This is a genomic window from Cupriavidus consociatus (assembly GCF_017814975.1).
GTDB lineage: Bacteria > Pseudomonadota > Gammaproteobacteria > Burkholderiales > Burkholderiaceae > Cupriavidus > Cupriavidus consociatus.
In genome coordinates, this window is record NZ_JAGIQA010000001.1 from 454,868 (window position 1) to 474,994 (window position 20,127).

Consider the following 20,127-nt stretch of genomic DNA (forward strand, 5'->3'; position numbering starts at 1 on the left):
AGCCCCGATACCAGGCCGCGTGCGGTACCCGAAGACGGACCGCTGGTGGCCGATACCACACGAGACACCGTGCGACTATCCTCGATCAAGCTGGCGGGCTTCAAGTCTTTTGTCGATCCCACCAATTTCCAGGTGCCGGGCCAACTGGTCGGCATCGTCGGTCCCAACGGCTGCGGCAAATCCAACATCATCGACGCGGTGCGCTGGGTGCTGGGCGAGTCACGCGCTTCCGAGCTGCGCGGCGAGTCGATGCAGGACGTGATCTTCAACGGTTCCACGGCGCGCAAGCAGGCCGGCCGCGCCAGCGTCGAACTGGTGTTCGACAACGCCGAGGGCCGCGCCGCCGGCCAGTGGAGCCAGTACGCCGAAGTGGCGGTCAAGCGCGTGCTGACGCGCGACGGCACGTCGTCCTACTACATCAACAACCAGCCGGTGCGCCGGCGCGACATCCAGGACATCTTCCTGGGCACGGGCCTGGGTCCGCGCGCCTACGCCATCATCGGGCAGGGCATGATCTCGCGCATCATCGAGGCCAAGCCGGATGACATGCGCATCTTCCTGGAAGAGGCCGCGGGGGTGTCCAAGTACAAGGAACGACGCCGCGAGACCGAGAACCGCCTGTCCGACACGCGCGAGAACCTGACCCGCGTCGAGGACATCCTGCGCGAGCTCGGCACCAACCTGGAAAAGCTGGAAGGCCAGGCCGAAGTCGCCCAGCGCTTCAAGACGCTGCAGTCCGACGGCGAAGAAAAGCAGCACCTGCTGTGGCTGCTGCGCAAGCGCGAGGCGCAGCTCGAGCAGGAACGCCATCAGCGCGCGATCGAGCAGGCCCAGATCGACCTAGAAGCACAGACCGCGCAGTTGCGCCATGTCGAGGCCGAGCTGGAAACCATGCGCGCCGCGCACTATGCCGCATCGGATGGCATGCACGCTGCGCAGGGTGCGCTGTACGAAGCCAACGCCGAGGTCAGCAAGCTCGAGGCCGAGATCCGCTACGTGGTGGAGTCGCGCAACCGCGTGCAGGCCCAGATTGCCGCGCTGACCGCGCAACGCGAGCAATGGCAGGGCAAGGCCGAGCAGGCCACCGACGAACTCGCGCAGGCCGAGGAAAACCTGGCGGTGGCCGAAGGCCGCACGGTCGAGGCGCAGGGGGCCGTCGCGCACAAGAACGACGAGTTGCCGACGCTGGAGGCGCAGTGGCGCGATGCCCAGCAGCTGCTCAACGAGCAGCGCGCCGGCATCATGCAGGCCGAGCAGGCGCTCAAGCTGGAGGCGGCGCAGCAGCGCAGCGCCGACCAGATGCTGCAGCAGCTGGAACAGCGCCGCGAACGCCTGTCGGCCGAGGAAAAGGGCCTGGACCGCCCGGATGAAACCCGGCTGGAACAGGGCCGCGCCGAGCTGGCCGAGCAGGAGGCGCTGGTCGAGGAAGCCCAGGCCGTGCTGGCCGATGCCGAAGAAAGCGTGCCGCGCCTCGATGAAGAACGCCGCGCCGCGCAGGCGCGTGTGCATGGCGAAGCCGCCGCGATTGCCTCGCTGGAAGCGCGCCTGCATGCGCTGCGCCAGCTGCAGGAGAACGTGCAGACCGATGGCAAGGTGCAGCCCTGGCTGGCCAGGCACGAGCTGGCCGGGCTGCCGCGCCTGTGGAAGAAGGTCCATATCGAGCCGGGCTGGGAAAACGCGCTGGAATCCGTGCTGCGCGAGAAGCTGAACGCGCTGGAAGTCTCCAACCTGGATTGGGTCAAGGCCTTCCTGACGGACGCGCCGCCCGCCAAGCTGGCGTTCTATTCGCCGCCGGCCGCGGCCCGTCCGCTGGAAACGCCGGCGGGGCTGCGCCCGCTGATGTCGCTGGTGCAGATCACCGAGCCGGGCATCCGCGCGGTGATGCAGGACTGGCTGGCCGATATCTTCGTCGCCACCGACATGGCGCAGGCATTGGCCGCGCGCGGCACGCTGCCGGAAGGCGCGTCGTTCGTGGTGGCCGAGGGCCACGTCGTTGGCCGCAACGCGATCCAGATCTACGCCGCTGATTCCGAGCAGGCAGGCATGCTGGCGCGCGAGCAGGAAATCGAAAACCTGCAGAAGCAGGCGCGCGCGCAGGCGCTGCTGTCGGACGAAGCCAAGACCCAGGCGGTGCGCGCCGAGGCCGCGTACACGCAGGCCAGCCAGGCACTGGGCGAGGCCCGCACGCGCGCCGAGCAGGCCACGCGCCGCGTGCATGCGCTGCAGATGGACGTGCTCAAGCTGTCGCAGGCGATGGAGCGCTATTCCGCGCGCAGTGGCCAGATCCGCGAGGAGCTGGAAGAAATCCACGCGCAGATCGAAGAGCAGCGCGCAATCCGCGCCGAATCCGAGGCCAGCTTCGAGCAGCACGACGCCGCGCTGGCGGAGATGCAGGCCTCGCACGAAGACCAGCAGATGGCGTTCGAGGCCCTGGACAGCAAGCTGTCGGGCGCGCGTCACCAGCTGCGCGACTTTGAGCGCGCCGCGCAGGAAGCGCTCTTCGCCGAGCGCAACCTGTCCAGCCGCATCGACGAACTGCGCCGCAATATCCAGGTGGCGGCCGACCAGGCCGAGCGCATCGCCGAATCGCTGGAGAACGCCCGCGCCGAGCTTGAAACCATCAACGAGCAGACCGCGCATACCGGCCTGCAGGACGCGCTGGAACTACGCGCCGAGAAGGAAGCAAGGCTCACCGTCGCGCGCACCGAACTCGATGCGCTGTCGGCGCAACTGCGCCAGTTCGAGGAACAGCGCCTGGCCGCCGAGCGCAGCCTGCAGCCGCTGCGCGACCGCATCACCGAGCTGCAACTCAAGGAGCAGGCCGCGCGCCTGAACCAGGAGCAGTTCAGCGAGCAGCTGACCACGGCGCAGGTCGACGAGGAAGGGCTGGCGCACAAGCTCACCGGCGACCTCAAGCCGTCGTACCTTCAGGGCGAAGTCACGCGCATCAACAACGCCATCAACGCGTTGGGCCCGGTCAACATGGCCGCGCTGGAGGAACTGGCGGCGGCGCGCGAGCGCAAGACCTTCCTCGACGCGCAGTCGGCCGACCTGAACGACGCCATCAACACGCTGGAAGACGCGATCGCCAAGATCGACCAGGAAACCCGTGCGCTGCTGCAGGGCACCTTCGACCAGGTCAACCACCATTTCGGCGAGCTGTTCCCGTCGCTGTTCGGCGGCGGCCAGGCGCGCCTGATCATGACTGGCGAGGAAATCCTCGACGCCGGCGTGCAGGTGATGGCGCAGCCCCCGGGCAAGAAGAACTCGACCATCCACCTGCTGTCGGGCGGCGAGAAGGCGCTGACCGCGATCGCGCTGGTGTTTGCGATGTTCCAGCTCAACCCGGCACCGTTCTGCCTGCTGGACGAGGTGGACGCGCCGCTGGACGATGCCAACACCGAGCGCTACGCCAACATGGTGGCGCGCATGTCGGACAAGACTCAGTTCGTTTTCATCTCACATAACAAGATTGCCATGGAAATGGCTCATCAACTCATTGGCGTGACCATGCAGGAGCAAGGCGTTTCACGGATCGTGGCCGTGGATATGGACGCGGCGGTTTCGATGGCGGAGGCAGCATGAGCAGTAAGCAGGGGCCCCGCGCAGCGGGGCGGCGCACGCCCGCGAATGCTGCGCGCAATCGACACCACCGTGCTGTGACCAACTTGGGCGCTTTGGAGATTGCAGCATGAAGCTGAACATGGACCTGCAGACCGCGCTGATCGTCGCGGGTTTGGTATTCCTGGTGCTGCTGTTTGGCTACAACCAGTGGCAGATCCGCAAGGCGCGCCGTCCCCGCGAGCTGAGCCCCGAGGACGACCTGCCGCCGATGCGCGAGCCGGTCGTTGGCCAGGCCACCGCGCCGGAGACCACGGCGCGGCTGCACGAGGCCGGCGCCGAGTCGGTGCAGCGGCGCGAACCGACGCTGGCGCCCGGCATGCCGGTAGCGCCGTCGCAGCCCAACCACGTGGCCGCCGCTGCCGCGGCAGCCGCCAGCACCGCCGATGCTGACGAGGCCGTGGCGGAAGAAGTGGCAGTGGCTGTCGGGGTGGTACAGGCCGAGTCCAGCGCCGAGGACGGCGACGCCGAGGTCGTATCGGCGCCGGCGCCCGCTGCAGCGCCCGTACCCGCGGCTGCGCCGGCACCGGTTCCCGCCCCGGTCGCCCCCCCGGTTGCCGCCGTTCCCGACGGCCAGCCCGCACCGGCCGTGATCGATCCCCTGATCGACTGCATCGTGCCGCTGCACCTGGAGCGCAAGGCCTCCGGCGACCGCATCCTGCCGCTGACCGGCCGGCTGCGCCGAGCCGGCACCAAGCAGGTCCATATCGAGGGCTTGCGCGCCGAAGCCAACGCTTGGGAACCGGTCACCGCCGGCCACCAGTACGAAGACCTGCAGGTCGGCGTGCAGCTGGCCAACCGCAGCGGCCCGCTCAATGCGCTGGAGTTCTCCGAGTTCATCACCGCGGTGGAGTCGCTGGCCGAGGCGCTCGATGCCTCCGCCGACCTGCCGGACATGAGCGAGACCGTGGCCAACGCGCGCGAGCTCGATGGCTTTGCCGCCGGCAGCGACGTGCAGCTGGGCGTCAACGTAATTTCCGACGGTGCGCCGTGGTCGGCCGCCTACGTGCAGAACGTGGCCACCCAGGACGGGCTGGTGCTGTCGCGCGATGGCACGCGCTTTATCCGCTACCAGGCCAATGCCGACGGCGTGCAGCGCCCGCTGTTCACGCTGCAGTTCGGCGATACCAACTTCCTGCGCGACGACCTGACGGTCAAGTCCGGGCGTCAGATCACGCTGCTGCTCGACGTGCCGCTGGCCGACCAGGACACCAGGCCGTTCAAGACGGTTTGCGAGTACGGCCACACGCTGGCCCAGCGGATGGGCGCGCAGCTGGTCGACGACAATATGCGTCCGCTGACCGAAGCCTCGTTCATTGCCATCTTCGGCCAGCTGGAAACGCTGTACCAGAAGCTGGAAGCGCGCGGCATGCCAGCCGGTTCGCCGGTGGCGCTGCGGTTGTTCAGCGTCTAGCCGGAGCCTGCCATGACCGCAAAACCACGCGGCGCGCAGGCCGAAGCCTCCGCGCCCGCCGGCGGCTTGCCGCCTGAAGCCGCGGCCAGGCGCGTTGCCTGGCTGCACGACGAGCTCAACCGTCACAGCTACCAGTACTACGTGCTGGATGCGCCCACCATCCCGGATGCCGAGTACGACTCGCTGTTCAGCGAACTGATCGCGCTCGAGCTGGAGCATCCCGAGCTGCAGTCGCCGGATTCGCCCACGCAGCGCGTCGGCGGCGAGGCGCTGGCCGCCTTCGACACGGTGCGCCACCGCGTGCCGATGCTGTCGCTGAACAACGGCTTCGCCGACGACGACGTGCTCAACTTCGATCGCCGCTGCGCGCAGGGCCTGGGCCGCACCGCTCCGGCGGCAGGCGAGGCCGACCTGTTCAGCGCGGCTGACGCGGTGGAGTATTCCTGCGAGCTGAAGTTCGACGGACTGGCCATGTCGCTGCGCTATGAGGACGGGCGGCTGGTGCAGGCCGCTACCCGCGGCGACGGCGAGACCGGCGAGGACGTCACCGTCAACGTGCGCACCATCAAGGCGATCCCCCTGAAGCTGCGCGGCCAGGCGCCCGCGGTGCTGGAAGTGCGCGGCGAAGTCTTCATGTATCGCCGTGACTTCGACAAGCTCAACGCACGCCAGGCGGAAGCCGGCGAAAAGACCTTCGTCAATCCGCGCAACGCCGCTGCCGGCAGCCTGCGCCAGCTCGATCCGCGCATCACGGCGAAGCGGCCGCTGTCGTTCTTCGCCTATGGCCTGGGCGAGCTGCAGGGCGTGGATCGCCCGCCCACGCACAGCGCCATGCTCGACGGTTTCGATGCGCTGGGCCTGCCGGTGTGCAAGGAACGCGCCGTGGTCAAGGGCGCGCAGGGATTGCTCGGTTTCTACCGCGATATCGGCAAGCGCCGCGACGACCTGCCTTACGACATCGACGGCGTGGTCTACAAGGTCAATGCGCTGGCCGAGCAGGAGCGGCTGGGTTTCGTCTCGCGCGCGCCGCGTTTTGCGCTGGCGCACAAGTTCCCTGCGCAGGAAATGACCACGATCGTCGAGGACATCGAGGTGCAGGTCGGCCGTACCGGCGCGATTACGCCGGTGGCGCGGCTGCAGCCGGTGTTCGTCGGCGGCGTGACGGTGACCAATGCCACGCTGCATAACGAGGACGAAATCCGCCGCAAAGACGTCCATATCGGCGACACCGTGATCGTGCGCCGCGCCGGCGACGTGATCCCGGAGGTGGTGGCGGTAGTGGTCGAACGCCGGCCGGCGGATGCGCGTGCCTTCGTGATGCCGACGGCCTGCCCGGTGTGCGGTTCGCATATCGAGCGTCTGGAAGACGAGGCGATCGCGCGTTGCACCGGCGGCCTGATCTGCGCCGCGCAGCGCAAGCAGGCGCTGCTGCACTTTGCGCAGCGCCGTGCCATGGATATCGAAGGGCTGGGCGACAAGGTCGTCGAGCAACTGGTCGACCAGGGCATCGTGCGTACGCCGGCGGACCTGTACAAGCTTGGCGTGGCCAAGCTGGCGGCGCTGGAGCGCATGGCCGACAAGTCGGCGACCAACCTCGTCGCGGCGATCGAGGCGTCGCGCGAGACGACGATGAACCGCTTTATCTTCGCGCTCGGCATCCGCCACGTGGGCGAGGCCACCGCCAAGGATCTCGCCAGGCATTTCGGCAAGCTCGACGGGCTGATGGCCGCCGATGAAGCCGCATTGCTTGAGGTCAACGACGTCGGCCCGGTGGTGGCGCAGTCGATCGCGCACTTCTTTGGCGAGCCGCATAACGTCGAGGTCATCGAACAACTGCGCGCCGCAGGCGTACACTGGCCGGAAAGCGAGCCGACCGCCAGGGCACCGGCACCGCTGTCGGGCAAGACCTTCGTGCTGACCGGCACGCTGCCGACCATGTCGCGCGAGGACGCCAAGGAATTGCTCGAGGCGGCGGGAGCCAAGGTGGCGGGCTCGGTGTCGAAGAAGACCGACTACGTGATCGCTGGCGCGGAAGCCGGCAGCAAGCTGGACAAGGCGGAGGCGCTGGGCGTGCCAGTGCTGGACGAGGCCGGCATGCTCGCGTTGCTGGCAGAGGCGGGCGCCGCACCCGCGCAGCAATAAAACCGGGGAAACAGCCATGATCCGCGAGATTCTCAAGATGGGCGATCCGCGCCTGCTGCAGGTGGCGCGGAAGGTAGAGCGTTTCAATACGCCGGAACTGCGCACGCTGATCGAAGACATGTTCGACACCATGGATCACGCCAACGGTGCAGGGCTGGCCGCGCCGCAGATCGGCGTGGACCTGCAGGTGGTGATCTTCGGCTTCGACCGCAACCCCCGCTATCCGGATGCGCCGATGGTTCCCAAGACAGTGCTGGTGAACCCTGTGCTGGAGATGCTGTCGGAGGAACTGGAAGACGGCTGGGAAGGGTGCCTGTCGGTGCCCGGCCTGCGCGGGGTGGTGCCGCGGCACGTGCGGCTGAAATACAGCGGGTATGACCTGATGGGCCATCGCATCGAGCGGGTTGCCGAGGGCTTCCATGCGCGCGTGGTGCAGCATGAGTGCGACCACCTGCAGGGCATTCTTTATCCGATGCGGATCAAGGATTTTTCGAGGTTCGGGTTTACCGAGATCCTGTTTCCGGACTTGCCGGCAAATAGCGACGACTGACAGCGACGCCAATAGGCACGCTGCTGGTTTGCTCCCCTCTCCCGCTCGCGGGAGAGGGGCCGGGGGGGGGGGGGCGGGGCCGCCACGAAGTACCGCGCGCCCCGTCGGGGCCATGTCGGCCCTCACCCCAACCCTCCCAACCCTCTCCCGCAAGCGGGAGAGGGAGCAAACAATTGGCAAGGGGATCAGGCTGGTGCCAGGCGTGGGCAGCCGAACCCAAAAAAAGCGGCCATCCCGGCCGCTTTTCTTCCTGCATCAGAACTTCTCGAACTGCCCCAGGAAGCGCCACTTCCCCGGCGGCAGGTCGCCCAGCACCACGCGGCCCATGCGCACGCGCTTCAGGCCGACGACTTCCAGCCCGACCTGCTCGCACATCCGGCGGATCTGGCGCTTGCGGCCCTCGCGCAGCACGAAGCGCAGCTGCTCTTCGTTCTGCCAGCTAACCTTGGCCGGCTTGAGCAGCACGCCATCCAGCGACAGGCCATGGCGCAGCAGTTCGAGCTGGTCGGCGGGGAACACCTCGCTGACATTGCGCTCGACCGCGCCTTGCGGGCCATGCCAGACCACGCGCACCAGGTACTCCTTCTCGACGTTCGAATCCTCGCCGATCAGCGCGCGCGCGACGCGGCCATCCTGCGTCAGCACCAGCAGGCCGGTGGAGTCGATATCGAGGCGGCCGGCGGGCGCCAGGCTCTTGCGTTGCCACGGCGCGAAACGCTTGCGCGAGGGGTCGCCTTCCCACTGGTTCTCGGCGGTAAACAGCACCGCGGCCGGCTCGTAGCCGTCTTCGGCCTGCCCGGAGACGTATCCCACCGGCTTATGCAGCAGCACGGTGACGCGCTCACCCTGTTCGGAGCGCGCTTCCTGCAGGATCTCGATCTCGGCATCCGGGCGGATGCGGCTGCCCAGTTCGGTCACCGGCTTGCCGTCGACCAGCACCCAGCCGCGCGGAATCCACTCATCGGCTTCGCGGCGCGAGCACAAGCCGAGTTCGGACATGCGCTTGGACAGGCGCACCAGGCTGTCGTCATGGGTGGCTTCGGGCCCGGCATCGTCGCGTGCGGGCTTCTGCTGGCGCAGTGCCGGTGCCTGCGGGCTGGAACTGCCGGCGGTGCGGATGCGGTCGGCGGCATCGCTGAAGCGGCGCGCCGGCGCCGCGCCCTCGCGGCGGCGTTCGCCGGTGGGGGCAGGGCGACGGGGACGGTTGTCGTCGTCACCGTAGCGCCGCGGGCGGTTGTCGTCATCGCCATAGCGCCGCGGCGGGCGCGAGTCATTGCCTTCGAAGCGGCGCGGGCGGGCTTCGCCGCGGTCATCGCCATAGCGGCGCGGACGGTTTTCGTCATCGCCAAAGCGCCGTGGCGGCCGCGAGTCATTGCCTTCGAAGCGGCGCGGACGCGCTTCGCCGCGGTCGTCGCCGTAGCGGCGCGGACGGTTGTCGTCATCGCCAAAGCGCCGCGGCGGACGCGATTCATTGCCTTCGAAGCGGCGCGGACGCGCTTCGCCACGGTCGTCGCCATAGCGGCGAGGACGGTTGTCGTCATCGCCAAAGCGCCGCGGCGGCCGCGAGTCATTGCCTTCGAAGCGGCGCGGGCGCGCTTCGCCACGGTCGTCGCCATAGCGGCGCGGACGGTTGTCGTCGTCGCCAAAGCGTCGAGGCGGCCGCGATTCGTTGCTTTCGAAACGTCGAGGCGGCCGCGCTTCGCCTTCGGCACGGCGCGGCCGGGCCTGGCGCTCGCCGTCAGCGGGGCGCGGCGGACGCGGCTTGCGCGCGTCGCCGCCGCTCTGCGCTTCGCCTGGCGCGCGGCGGCCGGCACTCTTTCCGCCGTCATTCTGCTGCGCACGCTTGATGCCTTCGGACACGGCCCGCACGCGGTTCCGGTTCAGGTCCGAAACCCGCACCGGGCGGTTGCCGGTCTTGCGCGCGGCCGTGCCCGTATCGCTTGCGGCCTTGATGCCTAGCGTCTTGCGCTTCGGCGAATTGCTGTCGGTCATATCGTTGATGCTGTCCGCGGCCTCAGATCGCGAGGGCGGCGAGCAAGTCCTGTTCAAGCTGAATCTGCAATCGGTTGTCGGCGGCCAGGCGGCTGCCGTCTACCAGGAACACGTCTTCGACGCGTTCGCCCAGGGTGTTGATGCGTGCCGAATGCACGGACACGCGATGCCGTGCCAGTACGCGGGCGATGGCGTACAGCAGGCCGGTACGGTCGTTGGCGGACAGCGACAGCAGGTAATACTGGCCGCGCTCGTCCGCGCGCAGGTCCACGCGTGGCTTGATCGGGAAGCTGCGCGACTGGCGCGACAGGCGTCCCTGGGTGGGCTCGGGCAGGGCGTCCTGCTGGCGCAGCTTTTCGCAAAGCTCGTGTTCGACCAGCGCAATGATGTCGCGGTAGTTGCCGCGGTAGTTGCCATTCCCTGCCATGCCGGGGTCGGTGACCTGGAACGTGTCAAGCGCATAGCCGTGCCGGGTAGTGTGGATCTTGGCGTCCTGGATCGAAAACGCCTTGCGCTCGAAATAGCCGCAGATGCGCGCGAACAGGTCGGGCTGGTCCTGCACATAGACCGCCACCTGCAGGCCTTCGCCCGCGGGCGAGATGCGTGCCTTCACCACCGGCGCGGGGCTGTCGACCTTGTCGTACAGGTGTCGCGTGAGCCAGGCGATATCGCGGGCATCGTGGCGCAGGAAAAAGGCCACGTCGAGCTGCGCCCACAACGGCTTGCCAAGCTCCGGGTCGAACGCCTTGAGCCGCAGCGTCGAAATGGTTTCTTCCTTGCGCTGCGACCACAGCGAGTGCGAATCGACCCTGGCGCCGCCGAGCACGCGCAGCGTGATCCGGTACAGGTCCTCCAGGAGCTTGCCCTTCCACGCATTCCAGACCTTGGGGCTGGTGCCGCGGATATCGGCCACCGTCAGCAGGTACAGCGCGGTCAGGTAGCGTTCGCTGCCGACCGCGCGCGCAAAGGCATGCACCACTTCCGGATCGGTCAGGTCCTGCTTCTGCGCCACGTGGCTCATGGTCAGGTGGTGCTCGACCAGCCAGCTGATCAGGTCGGCATCTTCACGCGCGATGCCATGCTGCTTGCAGAAGCGGCGCGCGTCCTGCGTGCCGAGCTTGGAATGGTCGCCGCCGCGGCCCTTGGCGATGTCATGGAACAACGCCGCCACCCACAGTACCCACGGCTTGTCGAAGCTCGCCATCAGCTGGCTGCAGAACGGGAACTCGTGCGTGTGCTCGACGATGGCGAAGCGGCGCATGTTGCGCACCACCATCAGGATGTGCTGGTCCACGGTGTAGACGTGGAACAGGTCGTGCTGCATCTGCCCGACGATGCGGCGGAAGTTGATCAGGTAGCGCCCCAGCACGCTGGTCTGGTTCATCAGCCGCAGCGCGTGGGTGATGCCCTGCGGCTCCTGCATGATGGCCAGGAACAGGCGGCGGTTTTCCGGGTCGTTGCGCCAGCCCGCGCTCATCACAGTGCGCGCGTTGTACAACCCGCGCAGCGTGCGCGGCGACAGGCCCTTCACGCCGGGCGTGCGCTGGTACAGCAGGAAGGTTTCCAGGATCGCGTGCGGATCGCGCTCGTAGACGTCGTCGCTGGTGATTTCCAGCATGCCCTGGCGCTCGACAAAGCGTTCGTTGAGCACGCGCGTGACCTGCGACTCGCTCGGGAACAGCATCGCCTCGATGTTCAGCAGCAGCACGCTGTTGAGCTGCGTGACCGCCTTCGCCGCCCAGTAGTAGCGCCGCATCAGCTGCTCGCTGGCGCGCTTGTTGGTGGTCTGGCGGTAGCCGAAGGATTCTGCCAGCGCGGTCTGCAGGTCGAAGACCAGCACGTCCTGGCGCCGGCCTGCCACCAGGTGCAGGCGCGCGCGGATGGTCTTGAGCAGGCGCTCGTTGCGCGCCAGCTCCTGCGCTTCGCGCTGCGTCAGCAGGCCGCGCTCGAACAGTTCTTTCCAGCTGTCGCCCAGGCCCGCGGCCTTGGTCATCCACAGGATCACCTGCAGGTCGCGCAGGCCGCCCGGGCTTTCCTTGCAGTTGGGCTCGAGCGCGTAGGGCGTGTCCTGGTACTTGGCGTGGCGCTGGCGCATTTCGAGCAGCTTGGCCTGGAAGAACGCTGCCGGGTCCAGGTCGGCGAGGTAGCGTGTGCGCATCGACTCGAACAGCTTGCGGCTGCCGGTCACCAGCCGCGCCTCCAGCAGCGAGGTCTGGATGGTGATGTCCTGGCGCGATTCGCGGATGCAATCGTCCAGGGTGCGTACCGACGAACCGATCTCCAGCCCCAGGTCCCAGCACAGGCCGATAAAGCGCTCCAGCCGCCCGGTGGTGTCCTGGCCGGGCTCGGCGGGCAGCAGCAGCAGTACGTCGACGTCCGAATGGGGCAGCAGCTCTCCGCGGCCGTAGCCGCCCACCGCCACCAGCGCCGCACCCGCGGGCATCTCCAGGCCGCGCCATGCTTCCACCAGCGCGGCGTCGACGGCGCGGCGCAGCCGCGTGATCAGCGTACCGACGTTGGTGCTGGTATTGAAGTCGGCAAACAGGGCCTGCTTGGCGGCTTTGAGCTGGTCGCGCACACGCGTGGCCAGCAGCAGTTCCGGCGTGGTGTCCATGGAGAGGGCGGGGTGGTTCGTGGGCACGGCTGGAAAAATAAGGGCGCCGGTCAGGCGCCCTGGCTGGTGTGCGACCTCAGGCCGCGACGGACTCCGTAATGAAGGCAGGCGGCGCCGGGGTGCCGGCGGATACCGTCAGCACCTCAAATCCGGTCTCGGTGACCAGCACGGTGTGCTCCCACTGCGCCGACAGGCTGCGGTCGCGGGTCTTGACCGTCCACTGGTCGGGCATGGTGCGGATATCGCGCTTGCCGGCGTTGATCATCGGCTCCACGGTGAAGATCATGCCGGCCTTGATCTCGGCGCCGGTGCCGGCGCGGCCGTAGTGCAGGATCTGCGGGTCTTCGTGGAAGTTCTTGCCGATGCCGTGGCCGCAGTATTCGCGCACCACGCTGTAGCCGGCGGCTTCGGCGTGCACCTGGATGGCATGGCCGATATCGCCAAGGCGCGCGCCGTGGCGCACCTGGGCGATGCCCTTCCACATGCATTCGTACGTCACCTGCGCCAGGCGCTTGGCCAGGATCGAGCCTTCGCCGGCGATGAACATCCGGCTGGTGTCGCCGTAATAGCCTTCCTTGGTGATGACGGTGATGTCCAGGTTGACCGCGTCGCCGCTCTTGAGCACGCGCTCGCCCGGGATGCCGTGGCAGATCACGTCGTTGACGGAGGTGCAGATCGCGCCGGGGAAGGGCGGGTAGCCGGGGGGCGCATAGTTCAGCGGCGCCGGCACGGTGCCTTGCACGTCACGCATATAGGCGTGGCACAGGCGATCCAGCTCGCCCGTGGTGACGCCGGGCTGGACGAAGGGCGTGATGTAGTCGAGGACTTCGGAGGCAAGGCGGCAAGCCACGCGCATCTGGGCGATGTCTTCGGCGGTGTTCAGGTAAATGCTCATGCTGCGTCGCCAAAAGTGATGACGGGGCCACTGGCCCACGCCGAATTCGAAAGATCAATGTGGGATTATCGCACCTTCGGAGCCTGATCGCAGCCTGTCCCGAGGCGCTTTCGGGCGGCGTTATCTCCAATGCGTGTCTTACCGCGGGGGGCTGGGCGGCTTGAACGCTCGGTGCTTTTCTTGCTAGAATAGCGGGCTGACTTGATTGCGGTGCAGCATTGCATCCGCCAGGCCGGTATTTTGCAGCATCTGCTGCGATGTGTTTTTGGAAATCGCTGGCCCGCCTATCCGGGGTGTTCCTTTTCAGGAATGTCGGGGCGGGCTTCAGACCTAACCCTTTGGAGAATCACATGTCCGTTACCATGCGCGAAATGCTGGAAGCCGGTTGCCACTTCGGCCACCAGACCCGCTTCTGGAACCCGAAGATGGCCCCCTTCATCTTCGGTCATCGCAACAAGATCCACATCATCAACCTCGAAAAGACGTTGCCGATGTTCCAGGACGCCATGAAGTATGTGCGTCAGCTGGCAGCCAATCGCGGCACCATCCTTTTCGTGGGCACCAAGCGCCAGTCGCGCGAAATCCTGGCTGAAGAAGCAGGTCGCGCCGGCATGCCTTACGTCGACGCCCGCTGGCTCGGCGGCATGCTGACCAACTTCAAGACGGTCAAGACCTCGATCAAGCGCCTGAAGGACATGGAAGCCGCCAAGGAAGCCGGCGCGCTGGAAACCATGAGCAAGAAGGAAGCGCTGATGTTCGAGCGCGAGATGATCAAGCTGGAAAAGTCGATCGGCGGCATCAAGGACATGGGCGGCGTGCCTGACGCCATCTTCGTGGTCGACGTCGGCTACCACAAGATTGCCGTGACCGAAGCCAACAAGCTGGGCATCCCCGTGATCGGCGTGGTTGATACCAACCACTCGCCGGACGGCATCGACTACGTGATCCCGGGCAACGACGACTCGAGCAAGGCTGTGGCCCTGTACGTGCGCGGCGTGGCTGACGCGATCCTGGAAGGCCGTGCCAACGCGGTGCAGGAAGTCGTTGAAGCCGCCCGCGGCGACGACGAATTCGTCGAAGTGCAGGAAGGCTGATAGCCTCCGGCCCGCTGCCTGAAAGGAACCCGATAGCGCGCACGTCAACACACGACAGGCAGGCATCGCCTGCCGCCCGGAACGCCGGGCAGCGCGCAGGGCGCAAGCCGGGGTACGTCGGCAGCAGGGCAAAAAAAAGGGGGCACATCTGGCGCCCCCTTTTTTCGAATTTGAATTGTTGTCATCCGCCGCAGGCAATATCTGCCGCGGGTGCGCTGTAGACCCACCGACCGGGTGCCGCGGGCGACTGCCGGGGCCCGGCGCGAACCATTCAAGGAGTGACAAATGGCGGCAATTACCGCAAGCATGGTTGCAGAACTGCGCGCGAAGACCGACGCGCCGATGATGGAATGCAAGAAGGCCCTGACCGAGGCCGACGGCGACCTGAACAAGGCCGAAGAGCTGCTGCGCGTCAAGCTGGGCAACAAGGCCAGCAAGGCCGCATCGCGCGTGACCGCTGAAGGCGTGGTTGGTTCGTTCATCGACGGCACCACCGGCGCCCTGGTCGAACTGAACTGCGAGACCGATTTTGTCTCCAAGAACGACGACTTCCTGGCATTCACGGCCAAGATTGCCGAGCTGATCGCCAGGCAGAACCCGGCCGACGTGGCTGCGCTGTCGGCGCTGGAAATCGACGGCGTGAGCGTGGAAGCCACCCGTGCTGCCCTGATCGGCAAGATCGGCGAGAACATGACGATCCGCCGCTTTGTCCGTTACGCCAACGGCGGCAAGCTGGTTTCGTACCTGCACGGCACCCGTATCGGCGTGATGGTCGAGTTCGACGGTGACGAAGCCGCCGCCAAGGACGTCGCCATGCACGTGGCCGCCATGAAGCCGGTGTCGCTGTCGGCCGAGCAGGTCCCCGCCGACCTGATCGCCAAGGAGCGCAGCATCGCCGAGCAGAAGGCTGCCGAATCGGGCAAGCCGGCCGAGATCGCCGCCAAGATGGTCGAGGGTTCGGTGCAGAAGTACCTGAAGGAAGTGTCGCTGTTCAACCAGCCGTTCGTGAAGAACGACAAGCAGACCGTCGAGCAGATGCTCAAGGCCGCCAACACGACCGTGAAGGGCTTCACCCTGTATGTCGTGGGCGAAGGCATCGAGAAGAAGCAGGACGACTTCGCCGCTGAAGTGGCCGCCCAGGTGGCCGCTGCCCAGAAGGGCTGATGTCAGGGCGCGTCGGCCAGCCTAGCGGGCGGGCCGGGCGCCTATAATGCCGCAGGGGCGCCGCAAGGTGCCCCTCTGCATAAGTAGTGCAGTGATGCATATTGCACGTTGCACTGCAGCAGTCAGTTTTCGCGGTCGTCTTCCTGTCGCCTGCCGGCAGGCTGGGGCGACCTCGAAAACCGGCTTTCTTCCGCCGGCGGCGCGCCGATCCGCGCCACCGGTGTCAAAAAATCAATCGTCTCATTTGTGTTCAGTCCCAAACGAGCGACTTGCTCCTGTCCGAGGGTAAACATGCCAGCCTACAAGCGCGTCCTTCTGAAACTGTCCGGTGAAGCCCTGATGGGCGACGATGCCTTTGGCATCAACCGCTCGACCATCGAGGCGATGGTGAACGACATTGCCGAGATCGTGAAGCTCGGCGTCCAGGTCGCGGTGGTCATCGGCGGCGGCAATATCTTCCGCGGCGTCGCGGGTGGCGCGGCCGGCATGGACCGCGCCACGGCCGACTACATGGGCATGCTGGCCACCATGATGAACGCGCTGGCCCTGCAGGATGCGATGCGCCATGCCAATATCGAAGGCCGCGTGCAGTCGGCGCTGCGCATGGACCAGGTGGTCGAGCCGTACATCCGCCCGCGCGCCATTCGCCAGCTGGAAGAGGGCAAGGTGGTGATCTTCGCCGCCGGCACCGGCAATCCGTTCTTCACCACCGATACCGCCGCCGCGCTGCGCGGCTCGGAAATCGGCGCCGAGGTCGTGCTCAAGGCGACCAAGGTGGACGGCGTCTACACCGCCGACCCCAAGAAGGACCCGAGCGCCACGCGCTACACCACCATCAGCTTCGACGAGGCGATCTCGAAGAACCTGCAGGTGATGGACGCTACCGCCTTTGCGCTGTGCCGCGACCAGAAGCTGCCGATCCGCGTGTTCTCGATCGTCAAGCCGGGCGCGCTCAAGCGCGTGATCCTGGGCGAAGACGAGGGTACGCTGGTCCACGTCTAAGTCCGGCGCCCCCGATGCCGCGCCATGGCGCTGGTGTCTGGCCGGGCAAAGAGTAGAATGATTCATTTTCGATCCCGCCCGGCGGGATCATGGTTGGCTGATTTCCGGAGGTTAACATGAGCGTCGCCGACACAAAGAAGAGCGCCGAGCAGAAAATGCAGAAGTCGATCGAAGCCTTCAAGGCCGATCTGGCGAAGATCCGCACTGGCCGTGCCCACACCGGCCTGCTCGACCACGTTCAGGTGGATTACTACGGTTCGATGGTGCCGATCAGCCAGGTCGCCAGCGTCGGCCTGGCCGATGCGCGTACCATCACGGTGCAGCCGTGGGAAAAGAAGATGGTGGGCGCGGTCGAGAAGGCCATCCGCGACTGCGACCTGGGCCTGAACCCGGCCACCATGGGCGACGTGATCCGCGTGCCGATGCCCGCGCTGACCGAAGAGCGCCGCAAGGAGCTGACCAAGGTCGTCAAGGGCGAGGCCGAGGGTGCCAAGATCGCGGTGCGCAACCTGCGCCGCGATGCCAATGAGCAGTTCAAGAAGCTGGTCAAGGACAAGGCCATTTCCGAGGACGAGGAGCGCCGCGGCCAGGACGAGGTGCAGAAGCTGACCGACAAGTACGTCGCCGAAATCGACAAGATGGTCGCCGAAAAAGAGAAGGAGATCATGACGGTCTGACGCCGTCCCGGCACCTGCCGGGGCTGCCCGCGACCGTCTGCCATCATGCAGCACATCAGTTCAACGCTCGCCGTACCCGATACCTCCTACGTGCCCCGCCACGTTGCCATCATCATGGACGGCAACGGCCGCTGGGCGACCCAGCGGCACCTGCCGCGCGTTGCCGGGCATTCCCGGGGGCTGGATGCTGTGCGCGCGGTGGTGGAAGCCAGCGCTGCGCGGGGCGTGCAGTACCTGACGCTGTTCGCGTTCAGTTCCGAGAACTGGCGCCGGCCGGCGGACGAGGTGTCGTTCCTGATGCGGCTGTTCATGATGTCGCTGCGCCGCGAAGTGGTGAAGATGCACGCCAACAACATCCGCTTGCGGGTGGTTGGCGATCTCGCCCGCTTCAGCCCGCGCATCCAGAAGCTGATCAAGGATGCCGAGGCGCGCACCGCCGGCAACACCGGCCTGACCGTGACCATCGCCGCCAACTACGGTGGCCGCTGGGACCTGCTGCAGGCCATGCGCAAGATGCTGGCGCGCTCGCCGTTGCTCGATCCGGAATCGATCGACGAATCGATGCTCGCGCCGCACCTGGCCATGGCCTACGCGCCGGAGCCCGACCTGTTCATCCGCACCGGCGGCGAACAGCGCATCAGCAATTTCCTGCTGTGGCAGCTTGCGTATTCGGAGCTGTATTTCACCGACGCGTACTGGCCGGATTTCGACGCCGCCGAGCTGGACAAGGCCTTTGCCTCGTACCGCCAGCGCGAACGCCGATTCGGCCGCACCAGCGCGCAACTGGTTGCGTCGGGACTATCGGGCACGGCCTGACATCCTGGCCGGGCCAGGCCAGGCTACTCCAATAACTACCACGGGACCGCAGCGCATGCTCCTCACCCGCGTCATCACCGCCCTGTGCCTGTTGCTGCTGATCCTTCCGATCCTGTTCCTGGCGCCGCCGGCCGGCCTGGCGGGTCTGCTCGGGGTGATCGTGCTGCTGGCGGGCTGGGAATTCGGACGCCTGATCGGGCTGCGCGGGCCCTGGCCTTATGTCTATGCGCTGGCCTGCCTGATTGCCACCATCACCTGGCATGACATGCCGCTGCGGCACGCCACCACCTGGCTGCTGGAAGCGGCGGTGGTGTGCTGGGGCGTGGCGCTGGTCTTGCTGGCGCGCGGCGTGCGCACCGCGACGCCGGGCTTTGCCGTGCTGGGGGCCATACTGGGCCTGGTCATGCTGCCCGCGTTTGCCCATGCCACGATGATCCTGCGCGGCGCCGGCATCGGCGTGCTGCTGACCGCGGCCGTGCTGGTGTGGGCAGCCGACATCGGCGCCTATTTCACCGGCAAGGCCATCGGCCGGCGCAAGCTGGCACCGTCCATCAGCCCGGGCAAGTCCTGGGAGGGCGCCATCGGCGGCTGGCTGCTGGCGCTCGTCATCGGCCTGGCGCTGGCCGCTACCCATGCGTTCGCGCCCACGTGGTTCTCGGTGCTGGGCGACCGCGGCGGCCTGGGCTATGTGGCCGCGCTGACCACGCTGCTGGTGGCGGCAAGCGTGATCGGCGATCTGTTCGAGTCGCTGCTCAAGCGGCAGGTCGGCATGAAGGACAGCAGCCGGCTGCTGCCGGGTCATGGCGGTGTGCTGGACCGGATCGATGCCTTGCTGCCGGTGTTCCCGCTGGCGGCACTGATGCTGATTTTTCTCTGAAGCCTTCTCTGAATCGGTCTGATATGCAGCGCATTACCATCCTGGGCGCCACCGGCTCGATCGGCGAAAGCACGCTCGATGTCGTGGGCCGCCATCCCGACCGCTACACCGTGCACGCGCTGACGGCGCATCGGCAAGTACGCAAGCTGGCCGAGCAATGCATGGCGTTCCGCCCGGCCCGCGCCGTGGTAGGCAGCGCCGAGGCGGCCGGGGAGCTGCAGGCGCTGCTGCGCGACGCCGGTGTCGATACCGAAGTCAGCTACGGCGAGGCCGAGCTGGAATCGGTCGCCGCCGACGCGCAGACCGACGCGGTGATGGCCGCGATCGTCGGCGCCGCCGGGCTGCGCCCGACCCTGGCCGCTGCGCGTGCCGGCAAGCGCGTGCTGCTGGCCAACAAGGAAGCGCTGGTGATGTCCGGCCGCATCTTCATGGACGCGGTGCGCGAGCATGGCGCCACGCTGCTGCCGATCGACAGCGAGCACAACGCCATCTTTCAGTGCCTGCCTGCCGACGACCCGCGCTATGGTCGCGGGGTGGCCAGGGTGCTGCTGACCGCGTCGGGGGGGCCGTTCCGCACGCGCGATCCCGACACGCTGCATGACATTACGCCTGACCAGGCCTGCGCCCACCCGAACTGGGTCATGGGCCGCAAGATCTCGGTCGACTCGGCCACCATGATGAACAAGGGCCTCGAGGTCATCGAGGCGCACTGGCTGTTCGGCGCGCCGGCCGAGCGCATCGAGGTGCTGATCCACCCGCAGAGCATCGTGCATTCGATGGTGGCCTACCACGACGGCTCGGTACTGGCGCAGTTGGGCAACCCGGACATGCGCACGCCGATCGCCTACGGCCTGGCTTATCCCGAGCGCATCGATGCCGGCGTGACGCCGCTCGACCTGACGCTGGCCGGCGGGCTGCATTTCGAGAAGCCCGATCTGCAGCGCTTCCCGTGCCTGGGGCTGGCCTTCGACGCCCTGCGCGCCGGCGGCTTGGCCCCGGCCGTGCTCAATGCCGCCAACGAGGTGGCGGTCGAAGCATTCCTGGGCGGAAAAGTGCGCTTCACGGATATCTCGCGGTTGGTAGCCCAGGTGCTCCAGGCAGCACCATCTGGCGCGGCCGACACGCTTGACGCCATCCTTGATGCCGACCGCATGGCGCGCGAGGCTGCGCGCGCGGCCGTTGCAGGACTGGCGCTGCGCCACTGATCCGACGGGCCGGCCTGCCGCATCTGCGACAATAGCGGCTGCGGCGGCCCCGGACATGCCGGTA

The 20,127-nt window shown here is 67.1% G+C and carries 14 protein-coding genes; 11 read left to right on the top strand and 3 right to left on the bottom strand.

The annotated features are described in order from the left end of the window. Positions 1–69: 69 nt before the first annotated feature. From smc to def, 4 genes are all read left to right on the top strand, one after another. Positions 70–3,585 carry a chromosome segregation protein SMC gene (gene smc, locus J8I82_RS02070; RefSeq protein WP_209754174.1) on the top strand — a complete coding sequence of 1,172 codons (3,516 nt, stop codon included), beginning with the start codon at positions 70–72 and terminating at the stop codon, positions 3,583–3,585. Positions 3,586–3,691: 106 nt separating this feature from the next. After that, a complete protein-coding gene (locus J8I82_RS02075) occupies positions 3,692–5,035 on the top strand; it encodes a cell division protein ZipA C-terminal FtsZ-binding domain-containing protein (RefSeq protein ID WP_209754175.1) in 1,344 nt (447 codons plus the stop codon). Between the two features lie 12 nt (positions 5,036–5,047). Beyond that, on the top strand, positions 5,048–7,177 hold the full coding sequence (ligA, locus tag J8I82_RS02080) for an NAD-dependent DNA ligase LigA (protein ID WP_209754176.1): 2,130 nt from the start codon (positions 5,048–5,050) through the stop codon (positions 7,175–7,177). A 16-nt stretch (positions 7,178–7,193) separates the two neighbouring features. Further along, positions 7,194–7,727, top strand: a complete 534-nt coding sequence (gene def, locus J8I82_RS02085; RefSeq protein ID WP_209754177.1) for a peptide deformylase — start codon at positions 7,194–7,196, stop codon at positions 7,725–7,727. A 255-nt stretch (positions 7,728–7,982) separates the two neighbouring features. Here the strand turns inward: def and J8I82_RS02090 are convergent, their stop codons facing one another. The 3 genes from J8I82_RS02090 to map form a co-directional block, all read right to left on the bottom strand. Next, positions 7,983–9,719 (bottom strand): pseudouridine synthase, encoded by a 1,737-nt coding sequence (locus tag J8I82_RS02090; RefSeq protein WP_209754178.1) that lies wholly within the window; start codon positions 9,717–9,719, stop codon positions 7,983–7,985. Positions 9,720–9,741: 22 nt separating this feature from the next. Next, entirely contained in the window at positions 9,742–12,333 is a 2,592-nt protein-coding gene (locus J8I82_RS02095) for a [protein-PII] uridylyltransferase (RefSeq protein ID WP_209754179.1), read from the bottom strand. 76 nt (positions 12,334–12,409) lie between these two features. Further along, positions 12,410–13,228, bottom strand: coding sequence for a type I methionyl aminopeptidase (gene map, locus J8I82_RS02100; RefSeq protein WP_209754180.1), 819 nt, complete (start codon positions 13,226–13,228; stop codon positions 12,410–12,412). A gap of 350 nt (positions 13,229–13,578) precedes the next feature. Between map and rpsB the strand changes: the two genes are divergently transcribed. The 7 genes from rpsB to ispC all read left to right on the top strand — a co-directional run bounded on the left by rpsB (position 13,579) and on the right by ispC (position 20,063). Then, positions 13,579–14,322: a 30S ribosomal protein S2 gene (gene rpsB / locus J8I82_RS02105; protein ID WP_029045850.1), complete on the top strand. Its 744-nt coding sequence runs from the start codon at positions 13,579–13,581 to the stop codon at positions 14,320–14,322. Between the two features lie 285 nt (positions 14,323–14,607). Further along, on the top strand, positions 14,608–15,486 hold the full coding sequence (tsf, locus tag J8I82_RS02110; RefSeq protein ID WP_209754181.1) for a translation elongation factor Ts: 879 nt from the start codon (positions 14,608–14,610) through the stop codon (positions 15,484–15,486). Between the two features lie 291 nt (positions 15,487–15,777). Next, a complete protein-coding gene (gene pyrH, locus J8I82_RS02115; protein ID WP_063237869.1) occupies positions 15,778–16,488 on the top strand; it encodes a UMP kinase in 711 nt (236 codons plus the stop codon). 116 nt (positions 16,489–16,604) lie between these two features. After that, a complete protein-coding gene (gene frr / locus J8I82_RS02120; RefSeq protein WP_209754182.1) occupies positions 16,605–17,165 on the top strand; it encodes a ribosome recycling factor in 561 nt (186 codons plus the stop codon). Positions 17,166–17,210: 45 nt separating this feature from the next. Then, positions 17,211–17,981, top strand: coding sequence for an undecaprenyl pyrophosphate synthase (gene uppS, locus J8I82_RS02125; RefSeq protein ID WP_209754183.1), 771 nt, complete (start codon positions 17,211–17,213; stop codon positions 17,979–17,981). Positions 17,982–18,036: 55 nt separating this feature from the next. Continuing rightward, entirely contained in the window at positions 18,037–18,858 is an 822-nt protein-coding gene (locus J8I82_RS02130; protein ID WP_133096305.1) for a phosphatidate cytidylyltransferase, read from the top strand. A gap of 23 nt (positions 18,859–18,881) precedes the next feature. Beyond that, positions 18,882–20,063, top strand: a complete 1,182-nt coding sequence (gene ispC, locus J8I82_RS02135) for a 1-deoxy-D-xylulose-5-phosphate reductoisomerase (RefSeq protein WP_209754184.1) — start codon at positions 18,882–18,884, stop codon at positions 20,061–20,063. Positions 20,064–20,127: the final 64 nt, after the last annotated feature.

Bases quoted from the DNA above. Each gene is read 5' to 3' on its own strand.
- uppS (WP_209754183.1), top strand. From the start codon at position 17,211: ATGCAGCACATCAGTTCAACGCTCGCCGTACCCGATACCTCCTACGTG.
- frr (WP_209754182.1), top strand. From the start codon at position 16,605: ATGAGCGTCGCCGACACAAAGAAGAGCGCCGAGCAGAAAATGCAGAAG.
- J8I82_RS02095 (WP_209754179.1), bottom strand. From the start codon at position 12,333: ATGGACACCACGCCGGAACTGCTGCTGGCCACGCGTGTGCGCGACCAG.
- map (WP_209754180.1), bottom strand. From the start codon at position 13,228: ATGAGCATTTACCTGAACACCGCCGAAGACATCGCCCAGATGCGCGTG.
- J8I82_RS02130 (WP_133096305.1), top strand. From the start codon at position 18,037: ATGCTCCTCACCCGCGTCATCACCGCCCTGTGCCTGTTGCTGCTGATC.
- tsf (WP_209754181.1), top strand. From the start codon at position 14,608: ATGGCGGCAATTACCGCAAGCATGGTTGCAGAACTGCGCGCGAAGACC.
- ligA (WP_209754176.1), top strand. From the start codon at position 5,048: ATGACCGCAAAACCACGCGGCGCGCAGGCCGAAGCCTCCGCGCCCGCC.
- J8I82_RS02075 (WP_209754175.1), top strand. From the start codon at position 3,692: ATGAAGCTGAACATGGACCTGCAGACCGCGCTGATCGTCGCGGGTTTG.
- ispC (WP_209754184.1), top strand. From the start codon at position 18,882: ATGCAGCGCATTACCATCCTGGGCGCCACCGGCTCGATCGGCGAAAGC.
- J8I82_RS02090 (WP_209754178.1), bottom strand. From the start codon at position 9,719: ATGACCGACAGCAATTCGCCGAAGCGCAAGACGCTAGGCATCAAGGCC.
- pyrH (WP_063237869.1), top strand. From the start codon at position 15,778: ATGCCAGCCTACAAGCGCGTCCTTCTGAAACTGTCCGGTGAAGCCCTG.
- rpsB (WP_029045850.1), top strand. From the start codon at position 13,579: ATGTCCGTTACCATGCGCGAAATGCTGGAAGCCGGTTGCCACTTCGGC.
- def (WP_209754177.1), top strand. From the start codon at position 7,194: ATGATCCGCGAGATTCTCAAGATGGGCGATCCGCGCCTGCTGCAGGTG.